General features: G+C 55.4%; 21 protein-coding genes and 1 pseudogene. 5 read left to right on the top strand and 17 right to left on the bottom strand.

The window, feature by feature from the left end:
• Positions 1-160: 160 nt before the first annotated feature.
• Positions 161-547, bottom strand: coding sequence for a hypothetical protein (locus LKD37_RS04420; RefSeq protein WP_302928083.1), 387 nt, complete (start codon positions 545-547; stop codon positions 161-163).
• 450 nt (positions 548-997) lie between these two features.
• Here LKD37_RS04420 and LKD37_RS04415 point away from each other — a divergent pair, with 450 nt between their 5' ends.
• Positions 998-1,216, top strand: coding sequence for an AfsR/SARP family transcriptional regulator (locus tag LKD37_RS04415; protein ID WP_302928082.1), 219 nt, complete (start codon positions 998-1,000; stop codon positions 1,214-1,216).
• Positions 1,217-1,693: 477 nt separating this feature from the next.
• Here the strand turns inward: LKD37_RS04415 and LKD37_RS04410 are convergent, their stop codons facing one another.
• On the bottom strand, positions 1,694-2,248 hold the full coding sequence (locus tag LKD37_RS04410) for an ImmA/IrrE family metallo-endopeptidase (RefSeq protein ID WP_302928081.1): 555 nt from the start codon (positions 2,246-2,248) through the stop codon (positions 1,694-1,696).
• Between the two features lie 51 nt (positions 2,249-2,299).
• Entirely contained in the window at positions 2,300-2,749 is a 450-nt protein-coding gene (locus tag LKD37_RS04405) for a helix-turn-helix domain-containing protein (RefSeq protein WP_002304411.1), read from the bottom strand.
• A 286-nt stretch (positions 2,750-3,035) separates the two neighbouring features.
• Between LKD37_RS04405 and LKD37_RS04400 the strand changes: the two genes are divergently transcribed.
• The 3 genes from LKD37_RS04400 (at position 3,036) to LKD37_RS04390 (ending at position 4,997) form a co-directional block, all read left to right on the top strand.
• Complete coding sequence (locus LKD37_RS04400) at positions 3,036-3,599, top strand: hypothetical protein (RefSeq protein WP_302928079.1); 564 nt, start codon at positions 3,036-3,038, stop codon at positions 3,597-3,599.
• Positions 3,600-3,859: 260 nt separating this feature from the next.
• Positions 3,860-4,165, top strand: a complete 306-nt coding sequence (locus tag LKD37_RS04395) for a helix-turn-helix transcriptional regulator (protein ID WP_302928078.1) — start codon at positions 3,860-3,862, stop codon at positions 4,163-4,165.
• Positions 4,166-4,679: 514 nt separating this feature from the next.
• A complete protein-coding gene (locus LKD37_RS04390) occupies positions 4,680-4,997 on the top strand; it encodes a type II toxin-antitoxin system PemK/MazF family toxin (protein WP_302928077.1) in 318 nt (105 codons plus the stop codon).
• On the opposite strand, the pseudogene LKD37_RS04385 reads toward LKD37_RS04390, so the two are convergent.
• The 14 genes and pseudogenes from LKD37_RS04385 to rpe all read right to left on the bottom strand — a co-directional run.
• Positions 4,973-5,824 (bottom strand): annotated as a pseudogene (locus LKD37_RS04385) (VirD4-like conjugal transfer protein, CD1115 family); the annotation flags it as partial. The gene LKD37_RS04390 and the pseudogene LKD37_RS04385 sit on opposite strands and share 25 nt — an antisense overlap.
• A 43-nt stretch (positions 5,825-5,867) precedes the next feature.
• Positions 5,868-6,047, bottom strand: a complete 180-nt coding sequence (locus LKD37_RS04380) for a transposon-encoded TnpW family protein (RefSeq protein ID WP_302928076.1) — start codon at positions 6,045-6,047, stop codon at positions 5,868-5,870.
• A gap of 758 nt (positions 6,048-6,805) precedes the next feature.
• Complete coding sequence (locus LKD37_RS04375; protein ID WP_302928075.1) at positions 6,806-7,135, bottom strand: hypothetical protein; 330 nt, start codon at positions 7,133-7,135, stop codon at positions 6,806-6,808.
• Positions 7,136-7,149: 14 nt separating this feature from the next.
• Complete coding sequence (locus LKD37_RS04370) at positions 7,150-8,319, bottom strand: cation diffusion facilitator family transporter (protein ID WP_302928074.1); 1,170 nt, start codon at positions 8,317-8,319, stop codon at positions 7,150-7,152.
• 1 nt (position 8,320) lies between these two features.
• Positions 8,321-9,016, bottom strand: coding sequence for a hypothetical protein (locus tag LKD37_RS04365; protein ID WP_302928073.1), 696 nt, complete (start codon positions 9,014-9,016; stop codon positions 8,321-8,323).
• A gap of 62 nt (positions 9,017-9,078) precedes the next feature.
• The gene (locus LKD37_RS04360) at positions 9,079-9,585 is read right to left on the bottom strand and encodes a QueT transporter family protein (protein WP_302928072.1); all 507 of its coding nucleotides are present in this window, start codon (positions 9,583-9,585) and stop codon (positions 9,079-9,081) included.
• A 165-nt stretch (positions 9,586-9,750) separates the two neighbouring features.
• Complete coding sequence (locus LKD37_RS04355; RefSeq protein ID WP_302928071.1) at positions 9,751-10,059, bottom strand: barstar family protein; 309 nt, start codon at positions 10,057-10,059, stop codon at positions 9,751-9,753.
• Between the two features lie 2 nt (positions 10,060-10,061).
• Positions 10,062-11,069 (bottom strand): hypothetical protein, encoded by a 1,008-nt coding sequence (locus LKD37_RS04350; RefSeq protein ID WP_302928070.1) that lies wholly within the window; start codon positions 11,067-11,069, stop codon positions 10,062-10,064.
• 1 nt (position 11,070) lies between these two features.
• Positions 11,071-12,120, bottom strand: a complete 1,050-nt coding sequence (locus tag LKD37_RS04345; RefSeq protein WP_302928069.1) for an AAA family ATPase — start codon at positions 12,118-12,120, stop codon at positions 11,071-11,073.
• Between the two features lie 14 nt (positions 12,121-12,134).
• Positions 12,135-12,647, bottom strand: coding sequence for a Gx transporter family protein (locus tag LKD37_RS04340; RefSeq protein ID WP_302928068.1), 513 nt, complete (start codon positions 12,645-12,647; stop codon positions 12,135-12,137).
• A 10-nt stretch (positions 12,648-12,657) separates the two neighbouring features.
• Positions 12,658-13,056, bottom strand: coding sequence for a NusG domain II-containing protein (locus LKD37_RS04335; protein ID WP_302928067.1), 399 nt, complete (start codon positions 13,054-13,056; stop codon positions 12,658-12,660).
• On the bottom strand, positions 13,037-14,047 hold the full coding sequence (locus LKD37_RS04330) for an FAD:protein FMN transferase (RefSeq protein WP_302928066.1): 1,011 nt from the start codon (positions 14,045-14,047) through the stop codon (positions 13,037-13,039). Before LKD37_RS04330 ends, LKD37_RS04335 begins: the two co-directional genes overlap by 20 nt.
• On the bottom strand, positions 14,044-14,643 hold the full coding sequence (gene recR, locus LKD37_RS04325) for a recombination mediator RecR (protein ID WP_302928065.1): 600 nt from the start codon (positions 14,641-14,643) through the stop codon (positions 14,044-14,046). Before recR ends, LKD37_RS04330 begins: the two co-directional genes overlap by 4 nt.
• Positions 14,644-14,676: 33 nt before the next feature.
• On the bottom strand, positions 14,677-15,321 hold the full coding sequence (gene rpe / locus LKD37_RS04320) for a ribulose-phosphate 3-epimerase (RefSeq protein WP_302928064.1): 645 nt from the start codon (positions 15,319-15,321) through the stop codon (positions 14,677-14,679).
• 389 nt (positions 15,322-15,710) lie between these two features.
• Here rpe and LKD37_RS04315 point away from each other — a divergent pair, with 389 nt between their 5' ends.
• Entirely contained in the window at positions 15,711-16,124 is a 414-nt protein-coding gene (locus tag LKD37_RS04315) for a ribonuclease P Rpr2/Rpp21/SNM1 subunit family protein (RefSeq protein ID WP_302928063.1), read from the top strand.
• Positions 16,125-16,141 lie beyond the last annotated feature (17 nt).

The raw sequence follows: 16,141 nt of genomic DNA, 5'->3' as shown, positions 1-16,141 counted from the left end.
TTTCTTTGCATATCTATAGTTTTTATCAGTGGATTTAGAGTTGCCATCTGATTTCTATTCTATTCAGATGTGAAGCAATGTGAAGTTGTCCTTTTCACATAGTAAAAAGGGTGCACCGGCAAGTGATATACTCCGATGCATCCTTTCACACTTTTTTCACCTACTCTGTAAGGTTTATGACAATTTTCCTCTTTTTGGCCGCCAGCTCTGCATATTGAGCTGCGCCGCCCCAGGAGTGCGTGATGTATGCCACCACATAATCAGCCTGCTTGAGTAGCCAATGATTCCGCCAGTCGATGGCAAAACGTTTGGGTACGGTTTCTATTCCCTCTGGGTACATAGTATCCGAGTAGTCTTCAAAGCGGGCCAGATCGTCCTTCCGCTCCGGTGGTAAATATGCCAATACAACAGCATAGGTGATGTTTGCATATTGCTCCGCAAGCTCCCGCAGGACAGAGCGAACTATGCTATCAAATGCCCCTTGATTACCGACATAGAACATCGTGATATCATAATGAACAATCAAGTCCTCCAGACAGCGTTTCAAGGCTGGTCGTACGGAAACAGGACACTGACGGTGCCCGAAGAAGGTACAGCACTTTCCCGTCATCATAGCGACCCCTTTCAAAAAAGTCTATCCAGTTGAGTATGACCTATACAAGCGATTGATGATCGACTCCTTTATTGCAGTTCCAATTGCACCGAAACCTACGGGCTTTTTAGTGGTTCGGAACGCTAAAAAGTTTGTTAATCAAACCAGCTTTTTGAAAATGGTATCCTATGTGATTGGAAGCACCATCTTGGAAATGCAATTAGCAGAAAAATGATGGTCGCTCCCAAACATATTCAAAACCCCAATGAAATTGTTATTAAATTGTTTGGCTCGATAGAAATTTACACATCCAGAGGTGTCATTTACGAGGAACAAATAAAGTCCCCAAAGCTCTGTAAGCTCTTGGTGTACCTGCTTCTGAGCAAGAAAACATTACATCAGCCCATGAAAATCGCAGATAGCCTGTGGCCTGATGATGAGCGTAACAGCGAAAAAATTTGCAGCAATCTCAGGGGATTAGTATATCGGTTTCGCCGCACATTTCAGTTGATCTCGGATGAAGACTTGATTGTCAGTACACAGGCCGGGTATCGTCTGAACCCTAATTTGAAAATCATAACGGACTTCGCTCAGTTTGATAAGCTCGGCAAAGAGGCTTGTTAAGCTCCAGGAAAAGTGCGTCGTATGGAACTGATGAAACAAGCTATCAAACTCTATAAGGGGGAATTTTTGCGTCTACTAATATTACGACGGCAGCATAACTAATGGAACAGCAGAAACCGTGTATGCTATTACATTAAGAACATCTGCTGATCGTGAAACGCAGTAATGCTGCGTGTGAATCATAATTGTGGGCTGGCAGATAAACCCTACCAGCCTTTGTCTTTATGTTCACAATTACAACCTTGAAGCAGGTGAACTTTTACAGTCTAATTATTAAGAAATGCACAGTGTCAAAAGATAGTTGTTTTATACTTGTCTCAATCTCTCCTAATAGTTGTTCATTTTAAGTAAAATATAGCCGATAGAGTGTCGGAGGCGATTTGGTTAAATATCAATCGCCGCTTTTTTCAAAAGTTTTTAGAAATACTGCGCATCGTACTGGTGGACTTTTTCTGTAAGGAAATAAAGAACTGATATTCATATATCGCCATAATCAATGTCGTTATCGTAGGCGTGGAGGTCTCTCTTTAGGAAATCTGCTTTACGAATATACATCGGATTTACCAGCACCCCTTTTTCATGGAGCAGGCTGAATTCGTAGTCTAATAATGCTGCCGGTACATAGAGCATTTTAGCAGTTTCAAAAAATGTGTGTTCCGAAAGGCATTCCAGAACTTCCTCATCTTCTAACAGAAGCTCTGCCGCAAAGAAGTTTGCTTCGTTTTCTTCGATTGATCTATCATCAAACACTTCCATTTCTTGAAAGCCGTGCATCATGGCGATTTTCGTATGCAGGACAGCGTGTCCTAATTCATGTGCGACTAAGATACATTCAAGGATACCGTTCACATTGTGATCTATCACGATATTCTTCTGTCTGGACTGGTAATAGAAGAAGCCCTTCAATTTCTTCTGTAAATCGTAATAATGGATTTTGATACCTAACAGCTGACACAACTCGTAAGGGTCTCTGGTGTGATATTTTCGCACAAGCTTATCGACAGTTTCAATGATATGCTCTGCCGTTTTCATTTGCTTCACCTCCGAATCGCACACAGAAAACAGATTCTGTGCTTGAGGATTTTACTCTTTATCTTTATGCTTTCTGTATTTCTTCGGAGTGTACTTTTCCCGTGCTGTTTTCTTAGAGTCCATATAGACTGACATAATCGCCTGGAAGAATACATCTTTTGCGTCCTCGTCCAATTCTCCACCGGCAAACAGAGAATTTACACGACCCAGCACTTCCTGAGCTTCTTTTGCTCCCTTTGAACCGAAGTTTTCCTTTGCCTCTAAAATAAACATATCCTGATCTATATGGCTCTGGCTGTCTGTTTCAGATTCATCCAAAAGATAGGACACAGAGATATGCAGCGCTTCAGCAAGCTTTCTGATGTTGCTTTTTCTGGGGAGCGTTCCGAGTTGCTCATAAGTGTAAAGGGATCTTTCGGAGATGCCGGTCATCTGGGCAAGCTCCGTTTGAGATAGGTTCATAGCCAAACGAGCTTCTTTAATTTTTTCTCCAAATGTCATGGTAGTGTCCTTCCTTTCAAAAAATATTTATTCGTAACTTCCGATTATTTGTTGACAAACTTCTGAAAGATGTTATAATGAGAATCACAACAGAAGTTTTAATTCCGCTTAATTATATGTCGGAACTTTTATAAAGTCAAGAACTTCCGGTTTTTACTTCTGTTTTTTAATCATATATCGGAAGTTATAGTCATTCTTGTCCCATGGTATTTGTTTCCCTTTAGCCAAGTGACAGGAGTTAGAAAGGAATTCTTATTTTATGGATTAGGCTGAAAGGAGATTCTGAATGAGCAGATATAATACACAGGTATTAAGCAATATTCGAATGCTTTGCCGGATGCAGAACATTGACGAGAAGGTTCTGTACGAAAGAGCAAAGCTGATTTTATCCATATATCGAGAGGTGTGCTGGTCTACCATTGATCGTGCAAATGATGTATGTGATACCCTTATTTGTACTTACGGTGATAGTTTAGATGGTGCGTTGATTTATCTGGAGAACTTTGCTCCGGATGAAGCGAGAGAACGATTTGAAGAACGCATTCGTAGCTTATTCGAGACAAAGTGGATCATTGAACTGGTAGATATGGCTATGTTGAAAATCAGAGAATATCCAGATAAAGGCGCTCTGTACTGCGAGATTATCTCAAAAGCATATCTCAATCGCTTCAAGTACAAGGAATCAGAAATGCTGGAGGTTCTGAATATGGAACGCAGCACCTACTATGATCGAAAGAAGGAAGCGATACTGTTATTTGGTATGTCACTTTGGGGAACAGCCATTCCTAAATTGAAAGATTTCCTGGAAAGTGCCAGGGAGGAAGAAGCCTTGTGTTATTGTGAGTGCTAAGACAGGATTTTAGTCCGACTAAAATCCGATGAAAATACGACGGTTTCCCTACTGAAAGTCCGACTTGTCCAGTGTTAAAATGGCTATGCTGGGAGATAGCGGCATAAAATTGAATAGAGAGAGTTACGCCTCGTGCCTGTAATGGGTACGGGGCTTTTTTATACCTGCCTATCTTCCTTCATTTTAACACAAAGGCATGAACGAGAGCTTGGAGTAATTTACTCCGGCTCTTTTTTTATGCCTGCAAGGAGGACGGGCAGATGGCAAAGGGCATTGAGAATCGGGCACGATCTCCTCCCTCTGTTTTTGATTTTGCAACTTCAAAAATTCAAAAACACGGAGGAACGAAAATGTATTACGACTTGGTTGAAAGCGGAAAAAGAATTAAAGCATTGAGAAGAAAACATGGGCTTACACAAGAACAGCTTGCGGAGCAGTTAGGTGTTGCCGCAAACACCATTGCACGGATTGAAAACGGCAACAGAGGTATCTCTATTGATTTGGCAATCGAATTGGTTGTGCGCTTTGATACAACCCTTGATTACATATTTTTAGGTCGTGAATAACCTCGAAACTATACCTACGAGGCAATAAAAACTTGCATGAGGAACAGGTACAATTTAGATACAGCCAAAGAAAATCGGCTGCTTGATCCTTGAAAACTGAATACACAGTCATCGAATACGTTCCTGTTGCCGGTGCGAGAGCATCAGCCACATCAGCGGTACGCCGTGACGTATCGGACAGAGAAACAGAACGACTTTCTTCTATAAATTAAGTAGTTGTCTCTCTCCCGATGCCAGCGATCAATACTGGCTTGTAAATATTGGGTTGCTCCCAATACGGCCATGAAAGCAACAGGATTAAAGCTACTTCTCTACGGAGCTGGCGGAGAACCCGGCAGAGGTTAGATTCCTATGGAACTGATTCGCAATCAGTCGTTCGGTGATTCCCTGAGGGCGTAAGCCCTCTTTCCCAGGGGTGCGTGGCAAATATGGGACACATAGACTTTTGGACTGACTGCCTGATTCCTTTCGGGCAGTCAGTTATTACATACCCAACGAAAGGAGGTCATGGCACATGATGAAAGAAAATTGGGTATATTGCCGTGGTGATATTTATTGCGCCAATCTGGACCCGGTAGTTGGGTCGGAACAAGGCGGCATCCGTCCGGTTATCGTCATTCAGAACGATACCGGTAATAAACACGCTCCCACATTGATTGTGGCAACGGTCACCACCAGAATCCATAAGAAAGCGAATATGCCGACGCACTTTGTTATTTACGACAATCCTGCATTCAAAGAAGCGTCCGTTGTTCAGCTGGAACAGATTCGTACCATTGATAAAAGCAGGATTGATAATTACTTAGGTATGGTATCTGCCGCGTCCTTGTAGATGGTTTTTAGCTGGCTCTGCGACTGCAAAATAATAGAAGCCGATATCTCACGGCTTCGGATGGTGGCAATCAGCTTATCGAAGTTCGGTATCTGGCCGATGTTGGCAAACTCGTCCAGGATCAGACGGACATGGACGGGCAGCCGCCCGCCGTAGAAGTCATCCGCCTTGTCGCAGAGCAGATTGAAAAGCTGACTATACATGAGGGCGGCCACGAAATTGAAAGTGCTGTCCGTATCCGACAGGATCACAAACAATGCCGTCTTTTGGTCGCCCAGGGTATCCAGTTCCAGTTCGTCATACTCCATCAGGTCCCGCAGCTCCTTGATATCGAAGGGAGCAAGCCGGGCACCGCAGGAAATGAGAATGGATTTTAAGGTTTTGCCGGCGGCTAATTTGTACTTTTTATATTGCCGCACCGCGAAGTGGTTGGGCTTGTCCTTTTCCAGCTCCTTGAACGCGATATCCACGGGATTTTCAAAGGTTTCGTCATCTTCTCTGGCTTCACTGGCATTGATAAGGTCCAGAAGTGTGATGAAGTTCTTTTCTTCCTCCGTGGCCTCGTACCAGATGTAGCCAATCAGTGCGGAATAATAGAGGCGTTCCGCTTTGACCCAGAAATCTTCCGAAGATTTTTCGCCTTCGCCCTTCGTGTTCATAATCAGGGCGTTCACCAGCTTTAAGATATCTTTCTCTGACCGGATGTAGGCAATAGGGTTGTATTTCATGGATTTTCGGAAGTTTATCAGGTTGAGGCACTTGATACGGTATTTCTTCCGTTCCAGGAAAGTGCCGATCTCCGGCAGCAAGGTCCCTTTCGGAACAGTTTTGTCAAGATAGAAAACGGAGATATTACAGATAATTTTCACGTTAGAAATTAGCGGCTCTTACATCTTCACGCATCAGGCGTTTCACCTTATCTTCCAGCGTGTCCTTGCTCTCCTTGCTGAAATGAACGCAGACAACATAGGTGGTGCCGCCTATCCTCATGTTGAACGTTCCTGCCGGAATTTCCTTGTGTTCCTTTGCTGTGTTTGGCGTTTCTTTCATTCAATACCTCCCAAATTAGGTTCTGAAAATCAAGAGGTCATTTTGACCACTTGATTTTGTGTGTATGGCAACTGCTGCACGGCGTGACCAACAGCTCATTTTACGGAATTTGCCCTGCAAAGTGGGGTGGTTCGTTTTGAACCACCCTACATCAAGTGACAAATGTTAAGCATGGCTGCAATCTGTTCCACGGTGTATGTGCGCGGTTCCGGCAGTGACTTTTTCTCTTTCTTGTCCATAGTAACCTCCATGTATTTGCCTTGTCATTTTGACTAAGGGAGTGAAGAATGGCAGTAGCAATCGGCTTTGGCTGGGTGTCCTCTTGCTAAGAATTTGCTAATAGGACCACCCAACGGACACATAAAACTGCGTCAGAATAGGTGTTTTGCACCATAAAGTTCGTTTACTACAAGTCATTCTGCGTAAGGGATGATATTGGAAGTTACATCCGAACCGTGTATCACATGGTAAGCCATACTCCTAAGGGGAAGGCCGGGGGTTCGAATCCCTTTTGGCGCGCCAGATAATAACGCCGAAAGCCTTTGTTTTCAAGGGTTTTCGGTTTTTTTATTGAGCAGCAAAAGAAAAAATAATCAAGCTTCGCTTGGAGAGGTTTTTCTCTTTTATTGCTGCAAGGGAATCATGGTTCGTGTATTTCGTATCGCTTTTATTATACAGTAAAATCAGCGGTTTTGTACAGTAGCCGAATTTTTGGGTGATTAGCGGTATTCCGTACGGTTTGTGTAGAATGACCGCTGTTAGTCTGAATTATTTTTTTCGTACATAGCAATAGCAAACTCAAGCATCTGTTTTCCGGCTGAATCAGAAGCCACTTCCTCAAGCTTTTTTGCAAAATCTTCATCTTCCAGTGAGATTGTCACTTGGGATTCAGAATCCGATTCATCAGAGCGGATAAGAAGTTTTCCAATCGCTTTTGCCGTATCAATTCTTACGCTGTCCTCCGGCGTTTCGTAATAGTCCTGTATCGTCCCCAACTGGCGGTGGGCGGTATCCTTTGCCAGGCTTACATAGTCATGCCCGTTAATCGCCAGTTTCTTTGTGATAGAGAAATGTCTTAGGCTGCGCAAGCCGCTTCCCGGGGTCAGATGTACGAATTCTCCACCGTCACCACGGCGAAGTAGCGGCCGTCGTCCATGGTGCGGACCAGAGCGCGGATTTTCTCCGCCGCCTGGGCGGCGGTGAGCTTTTCGTCAAAGGGCACCACCGCGTCAAACACCAGATTGGTGTGGGTGGGACCGGCCACCACTCGGAAGTCGTGGATGGTGATGGCGGGGTCCACCTGCTTCACCAGCTCCGCCACCCGGCTCCGCAGGGGGCCGGTCAGGCCGTCGTCGGTGACCACCGGGTCCATATGGATCACCGCCTGGCAGTTCAGCTGGCAGGACAGGTCCATTTCGATGTTGTCCACCACGTCGTGGAGCTCCAGCAGGTCCCCGTGGGCCGGGACCTCCGCATGGAGGGACACCATCACCCGGCCGGGGCCGTAGTCGTGGACCACCAGGTCGTGCAGGCCCAGAATCTCCGGATGGGACAGGACAATGGCCTGAATCCGGTCCACAAATTCCTTTTCCGGCGGCTGGCCCAGCAGAGGGCTGATGGTCTCCCGGGCGGATTTGACCCCGGAGAACAGGATGAAGCCCGCCACCACCAGGCCCACCCAGCCGTCGATGTCCAGGCCGGTCCACTTGGCGATGAGCATGGCCAGCAGCACGGCGGCGGTGGCCGCCGTGTCGGACAGGCTGTCGGCGGCGGTGGCCTCCATGGCGGCGGAACGGATTTTTTTGCCGATCCGCCGGTTATACAGGCACATATACAGCTTCACGCAGATGGACACCGCCAGGATCACCAGGGCGATGACGCTGAAATCCACCGCCGCCGGGTGGAGGATTTTCTCCACCGAGGACTTGGCCAGCTCCACGCCCATCAGCAGAATCAGCCCCGCCACGATCAGGCCCGAGACATATTCCAGCCGCCCGTGGCCGAAGGGGTGCTGGGGGTCCGGCTTTTTCCCGGCCAGGCGGAAGCCCAGCAGGGTCACCACCGAGGACCCGGCGTCGGACAGGTTGTTGAAGGCGTCGGCGGTGATGGCCACGGAGCCGCTGAGGGTACCGGCGAAGAACTTCCCGGCAAACAGCAGGATGTTCAGCCCGATGCCCACAAAGCCGCACAGCTGGCCATAGGCCCGGCGGACCCGGGGGTCCGTGACGTTATCCCGGTCCCGGATGAACCAGCGGGAGAGAAGCTCCATCATGTCACGCCCTCCCCGGAATGGTCAGGGTCATCTGGCAGCACAGGCGGTCCAGATCCTCGTCGGTGGCGGCGGGCAGACGCAGCTTGCCGCCGCAGTCCTGGCAACACAGGTCCACGGAGTCCCGGTGGACCTGGATGCCGTAGCGGGTGCTGCCGCAGCGGCAGCGGATGCCGCCCCGGGCGGCGATGTCCTTCAGCTCCGACAGCACCTCATACATAATAATGTTGTCGGTGAAGGCCTCCGGGTCCTCCGCCTTCTCCTTGGCGGCCCGGACGGCCAGCTGCTCCATCTGGGCGGACACTTGGTCCTCCTGGCCCACATAGCAGCAGATCTGCCTGGTCTTGGGGCAGGCCAGGCCGATGCCCCGGCCCCGCAGCACTGCGTCGGCGCTGCACTCGGCCTGGTGCGTTTCGCCGCACAGGCCGCAGGGCACCCACAGGCGGAAGCGGGAGCCGTCGGTCTCGATGAGCATGTCGGACTGGCCGCAGGGGCACTCGATATGGGCGGCGGCCGCCGCCAGGGAAAAGGCGCTGCGCCGGGCCATGACCGCCCGTCCGCATTTGGGGCAGATATAGCCGAAGCTCCTGGTTTCTTCCATGATGATCCCTCGCTTTATAGTAGTCTCCTCAGTGTACCACACCCCCGGTTTTCCGTCAACCAACTGCGCCGCCGGATAGCCTGTGCAGGCTGGGTTCATAATAAATGCTGGGGCCAGGCATCCGCCTGGCCCCAGCATTTATTTTATTACAGAAGCTGAAATCATGACGCAAGCCGGTTCCGGAAATAGGGGATTTTCGGCAGCTGCTTCACCAGCAGCACCCCCAGCACCAGGCAGGCGACGGCCTCCCCCAGGCCCACGGTCAGGGCGTTGAGCCCATAGGCCGGCCAGAAGGCGGCGGAAGTGCCTGCCGTCTCATAGGCCAGCACGGCCCCCACCAGCACCATGTTGCACACCACCGGCGGCAGGGCCGCGGTCCAGGGACTGCGGCACCGGGCGGTCAGCAGGGCGGCGATCAGGGTGGACAAAGACCCCACCACGATGTCCAGGGCTCCATAGGGGCTGAACAGGTTGGCGATCAGGCACCCCACCCCCAAACCCCAGGCGGTTTCCGGGAACAGGAACGGCAGCAGGCACAGCGCCTCGGAGAAGCGCACCTGGATGGGGCCGAAGGTCAGGCCGAACACCGCCCCCAGCAGGGACAGCGCGGCGTAGGCGGCCGCCGTCATGGCGGCCAGGGTCAGCTTTTGCGTGTTTTTGTGTTTCATGTGGTACCTCCCATGTTTTGTTTAGAGAACGGCCCCGCCGGGCCGAACGAACGCCTTGCGGCGCTTGGACAGGTCGGGTCCCTGTCGCCAGAGAGTATACCACATATCGTTGAAAATGGGAAGAGGGAAATGCCCCGGGACCCATAACAGGCCCCGGGGCATTTTTCAGCAGTAGGTCACCCGCAGACGGGGACAGCGGGTCCGCAGGTCCTCCAGCACCTGGCGCAGGGGTTCGGCATATGCCCGCAGGTCCGGCGGCAGGTCATCCAGGCCCCGAACCACGATGCGGTGGTCATCCGTCACCCAGAACAGGTCCGTCAGACAGTCCCACATGGCATCCCAGTTTTCCCCGTAGTGAGCCGGGAAACCGAAGGCCCGCCGGATGGCGTCCTGCACCATCCCCCAGTCCCGGCAGGACGTCAGGTCCAGAAGAATGCCGCCCTCCGGCATCGGTGTACAGGCGTGAGGGTCCATATTTACGCCGCAGGGACGATGACCCGCAGAGCGCCGGTGGTCAGGCCCTGGCTGTCGGTAAGGGCGATGTTGGCGTCACCCCGGTCATAGCACTGGGCCAGCACCAGCAGGCTCCCCTGGGGCAGCTGAGCCGCCGAGCCGTCGGGGTTCAGGCAGGGTACGCCTCCGTCTGCCGCCACGGCGGCCTCATACTCCGAGGCGTGATAGGTCAGCTGATAGTACAGGGGCTGGCCGGTTTTCTGGCTGGTCCACAGGTCCGCGCTGTCCACGGCCTTCACGGTCTCGACAAACCGCTGCACCGACAGCATAGCCGCCACGGTTTCCGAATCCATGGGCAGGGGCCGGTGCTGGTCCTGGGCGGTGACGGTGAAGCCGCTGCCGCTGCGCTGGACGGATACATGTACATCGGCCCAACTGTTCAGAGAATACGTCTCCTCCTGGAGGGACCAGACCGTCATCTCCAGGGAGGTCAGGCTGCCGGTTTCGGAGTACCGGGCCCGCAGGGTCCGCAGGGCCATGCGGTTGTCGATGGCTCCCACGGCGGCATAGATCTGGTCCAGCAGGGCGTCATAGTCCGTGGGCCGCTGCTCCCGGGGGATGGCCACCCGGGTGCACTCGGACAGGTCCAGGGCCACCCGATAGCACTTCTCCGTGTCGGTGGCCAGGGGGCAGTACACCGCCCCGTCGTCGATAAACCCGATGGAAAGCCCCGACAGCCCCGGCTCCGTGAGGGTCTGGCGCTGGGTGGGGTCCTTCAGGTCCACGGCCACCATGCTGCCGCCATGGACATAGTACAGCTTCCCGGCGATGATGGTCAGGGGCTGGGGATAGCTGCCCATCTCCGCCACCACCTCCTCCGTGCCGTCGTCGTGGCGATAGCTGACGGAATAGGTGGTTCCGTCGTCGGACAGGAAGAAGTTATCCACATTCCACTGCTCCTTCTTCCCGCAGCCGGGCAGCAGGGTCGCCAGCAGCATCAGGGCCAGAAGCCCCGCAGTCAGTCGTTTCATGTCAGTCCACCTTTCCCCGGGCCCGGAGGACGTCGTCGGCGGTGATGGTCATCAGGTCCTCCCGGGTGATCTTTTCCATGGCGGCCAGGCGGTTGTTCTGGGCCACCAGAACGTGCTCAAACAGGTTGCGGACGCCCCGGGCGTTGCCGAAGCTGTCGTCCGCCGATTCCTCGGCGATATAGTCCCGGATCAGGGGCTGGGCCTCCTCCGTCAGCTGATAGCAGCCCTTTTTGCACTGCATCCGGAAGATCTCCACCATCTCGTCGGTGGTATAGTCGTCAAACAGCAGGAAGCGGTTGAACCGGGATTCCAGGCCGGGGTTGGAGTGGATGAACCGGTCCATCAGGTCCGTGTACCCCGCCACGATCACCACCAGGTCGTCCCGGTGGTCCTCCATGGCCTTGAGGATAGTGTCGATGGCCTCCTGGCCGAAGTCGTTTTCCGACCGGCCGTTCAGGGCGTAGGCCTCGTCGATGAACAGCACGCCGCCCATGGCCTTTTCGATGACCTTCTGGGTCTTGATAGCCGTCTGGCCCACATAGCCCGCCACCAGGCCGCTGCGGTCCACCTCCACCAGCTGGCCCCGGGACAGAATGTCCAGACTGCGGTAGATCCGGGCCATCATCCGGGCCATCATGGTCTTGCCGGTGCCGGGGTTGCCGGTGAACACCAGGTGCAGGGACATATCCGTGGTGGGCAGGTCGTGCTGCCGCCGCAGCTGATACACCGAGGCCATGTTGATGAGGTTGTGGACCTCCTCCTTGACGGTCTGCAGACCGATGTAGCCGTCCAGCTCCGCCAGCAGGTCCTTCATGTCCTCCTTGGGCAGAGACTCCGGGGCCTCCGACGGCTGCTCCGGGCCGCCGGACTTCTTCTCCGGGGCCCTGCCGGGGGTCTTATCAGGGGTCTTGGGGGCCGCCTTCTCCCCGAGCTTTTCCGCCGGGGACAGGGGCGTGCCCCAGAAATCGCTGTTGACGCTGCGCAGGTTCCGCTCCGTCATGGAGCGGATCACGTCCAGCTGCTGGAGGATGATCTCGTCTTTCTTATCCATTTATCCGCTCTCCTTCAATGTGATAGCTTCACATGGCTGATGGCCCGCAGCAGCAGGGCCGACACGAAGCCCGTCAGGGCTCCGGTGAACAGGGACACCGCCAGCAGAAACGGCAGATATCCCAGCACGGCGGTGTTGCCCAGGGTGATCAGGGCCGCCGCCATCTGGCCGATGTTGTGGCCCGCCGCGCCGCCGATGGACACGCCGTATACCGACAAACCCGGCAGACGGGACAGCGCCAGCATCACCAGCATAGCCAGCGTTCCCCCCAGCAGGGAAAACAGCAGAGCCGAGGCATTTCCGGCAAAGAGACTGCCCAGCAGGCACCGGGCCGCCAGGATGCACAGGGCCGGAAGCGGCCCCAGCTGATACAGGGCGAACACCGTGACGATGTTGGCCAGGCCCAGCTTCACCCCCGGCAGGGGGATCACCAGCGTCACGGGAAACAGGTTTTCCAGGGTGCTCAGGCCCAGGGCCAGGGCCGTCAGCACCGCGCACAGCGCCAATTGGCGGGTGGTTATCTTCATGGCGTCCCTCCTATCCCAGCACCGCGTCGGGGCCACTGCCGCCGCCGGACAGCTGCACCACCACCTGCTCCGGCAGGCAGACAATGCTCTGTCCCGCCCGGGTGATGGTGCCGGTGTGGACGCAGTCCTGGCCCGGGCAGTCGCTCTCCGCCACCCGGACGCCGTCTCTGTCCAGGAGGATGGTCAGGTGATAGTCCCCCTCCACGGTGACGGTCATCTCCTCTGTAAGGCGGTCCAGCTCCACGGTCTGCACCACCTGCCCCCGGTGGACAATGGCGGCAGTCAGCGGACCGGACCGGGCCAGACCGCCGTAATACCACGCCGCCGTGAAAATGGCCAGGGCCGCCACAATGGCCGCCGCCAGTCCGTCCCACCAGGTGGGCCGGAGCTCAGGACTCGATGGACGCATACGCATAGCCGCTGCCCTCAACTTCCGTCAGCCGGTCCGCCAGGCCCGGGGTATACAGAACCCGGCCGTCCTTGGAGATGAGCACCATGTCAAAGCCCCCGGTCTGCCGCCAGAAGTCCTCCGCCGCCGCCAAACCCATGACATACAGGGCGGTGGAATAAGCGTCGGCCATGGTGCCGCTGTCTGCCACAATGGTGACGGACAGCAGGTCCCCCTGCACCGGCCAGCCGGTCTTGGGGCTCAGAATGTGCTGATACACCGTTCCGTCGGGGCCGGTGAAATACCGCTGATAGCCGCCGGAGGTAACGGCGAAGGCGTCGCTCAGGGACAGCATTGCGGCATAGCCCTCCTGCTCCGGGTGCTGCACCGCCACGCTCCAGGCCTGGCCTCCTGGCTTTGCGCCCCGGGCGTACACGTTGCCCCCCAGGCTCACCAGGGCGCTGTCCACCCCGTATTGGGCGAAGATGTCCGCCAGCCGGTCGGAAGCGTAGCCCTTGGCGATGCCGCCCAGGTCCATGGCGCAGCCCTCATCCAGGGTGACGCGGGTACCCTCCAGGGTCACGTGCTCCGTCCCCACCAGGGGAAGCAGAGCGTCGATCTCCGTCTGCTGCGGTACCCGGGGGCTGTCGGTGGTGATGCCCCAAAGGGTCACAAGCGGGGCAACGGTGGGGTCAAAGGCCCCGCCGGTGGCCTGGCTCAGGGTCAGGGCGGCGGAGATCAGGTCCGCCGTCTCCTGGGACACATCGGCGCTGCCCTGGGCGTTCAGGGTATAGATTTCACTTCCCTCCCGGGTCCGGGACAGGGTCCCGTCCAGGCGGTTCAGCTCCTGGCCGCAGGCGGCCAGGGCCTCCGAAGCCTTGTCTCCGTAGGCGGCCAGGGTCATATAGGTGTCCATGGCGAACAGGCTCAGCTGTTCCGGCTCCGATTGGACGCCGCAGCCGGAAAGGCACAGCAGAAGCGCCGCCAGCACGGCGCAGCATACACGCTTCATAGCTCCCGCCTGCCTTCCAGGGCACGCATCAGCGTGGCGTCGTCGGCAAATTCCAGGTGGCCGCCCACGGGGATGCCGTAGGCCAGGCGGGTAACCTTTACCCCGAAGGGCTTTAAGAGCCTTGCCAGGTACATGGCGGTGGTCTCCCCCTCGGTGTCGGGATTGGTGGCCATGATGACCTCCTGAATGCCGCCCTGGGCCACCCGGTCCACCAGGGACTTGATCTGCAGATCGTCGGGGCCCACATGGTTCATGGGGGACAGCACCCCGTGCAGCACATGGTACCGGCCGTTATACTCCCGGCTGCGCTCGATGGCCACCACATCCCGGGGGTCCGCCACCACGCAGATGGTACTCTCGTCCCGCTTGGGCGAGGCGCAGATGGGGCACAGGCCCCCGCTGGTGAGGTTCTGGCACACGGGACACAGGGTCACGCTGCGCTTGGCCTCCAGAATGGCGTCGGCAAAGGCCCGGGCCTGGTCCTGGGGCAGGTTCAGCACATGAAAGGCCAGCCGCTGGGCGGACTTGGAGCCGATGCCCGGCAGCCGGGCAAACTGCTCCACCAGATTTTCAAGAGGGGCGGGAAAAAATTCCATAGTATCTTCCTTTTCAAGTGAAATCGGGCCGCATCAGCCCCGAAGCTCCCGGATGCGGGCGGGAATGTCCGCCGCCTTGTACACGGCGGACCCGGCCACCAGGACGTTTGCGCCGCTGGCCACGCAGATCTTGCAGGTAGCGGGGTCCACGCCGCCGTCCACCTCCAGCTCGCAGCCGGGGTTCATGGCGTCGATGTACCGGCGGATCTCCTGCACCTTGGGCATCATGTCGGCCATGAACTTCTGGCCGCCGAAGCCCGGCTCCACCGTCATCACCAGGATCATCTCCACCCGGTCGATAAAGGGCAGCACGGCGCTGGCAGGGGTCCTGGGCTTCACCACCACGCCGGCCTTCTTGCCCTTGGCGTGGATTTTGTCGATGGCGGCCAGGATGTTCTCCTGGGTGTCGGCCTCCACATGGCAGGTGACGATGTCCGCCCCGGCGTCGCAGAACTGGTCCACATAGCGCACCGGCTCCTGAATCATCAGATGCACGTCCAGGGGCAGGTCCGTCACCGGACGGATGCACTTCACCACCGGGATGCCGATGGAGATGTTGGGCACGAACAGGCCGTCCATCACGTCCACATGGACGTAATCCGCAGTGGAGATGGCCTGAATGTCCCGGGCCAGATACGCAAAGTCCGCAGACAGGATAGAGGGGGAAATTTTGATCATGAGAATCGGTCCTTTCAATCAGCAGGGTGACGGGGCGGCGGCAGACGGCATAGGATGGCTCAAGCGGCCCGGGACCGGAAGCTCTCCGGCCAGTCCGGCGCAGCCCTCCCGCCCCGCAGGAGACGCCGGCCGCCGCTTTTCAGATAGGGGGCCGGCGGTTCGCCGGCCCTCAATTGGGCAAAAGAATACACATACATTATACCAATCCCCCCGGCAGATTGCAACGAGGAAAAGGGCCGATTCCCCGGTCCCAGAGGCCTGCGGCGGAAAAAATCATGTCCATTCTGTGAATTTTGCAAAGAAAGGCTTTACGTTTGCGGCAGATTCCTGTAGAATAAGTGCGTCCTTTTCCGGAAGGACCTCATTTTTTTGCAGAACGAGGCGCTCGTATGAATTTCTTCCAAAAAATTGGCAACTCCCTGGCCCGGTTCATGTATGGGCGCAACGGCGTGGACCAGCTGGGGTTCGTGACCCTCTGGGCGGCCATTATTCTGGACGTGGTCAACCTCTTTGTCCGGAACCAGGTGGCCTACAGCATTCTGTCGGCGGTGGCCATGGTGCTGACCATTTGGATGGTGTTCCGCATGTTTTCCAAGAACCTGTCCAAGCGCCGGGCAGAGAATGCGGCTTATATGAACAAGGTGGTCTATCCCCTGCGGCAGGCCCTGTCCCGCAGCCGGGACAAGGAGCACAAGTATTTCACCTGCCCCAACTGCCGCACGGTGTGCCGGGTACCCCGGGGCAAGGGCCGCATCGTCATCACCTGCCCCAAGTGCGGCGCGGAAATTCACGGCAAAAGCTGACAGCAAGAAAATATCAA

Origin of the sequence: Brotocaccenecus cirricatena (assembly GCF_020687045.1) — a bacterium.
GTDB classification, from domain to species: domain Bacteria; phylum Bacillota; class Clostridia; order Oscillospirales; family Oscillospiraceae; genus Vescimonas; species Vescimonas cirricatena.
The sequence above is the reverse complement of the archived record's forward strand: the minus strand, read 5'-3'. Positions and strand labels throughout refer to the sequence as shown.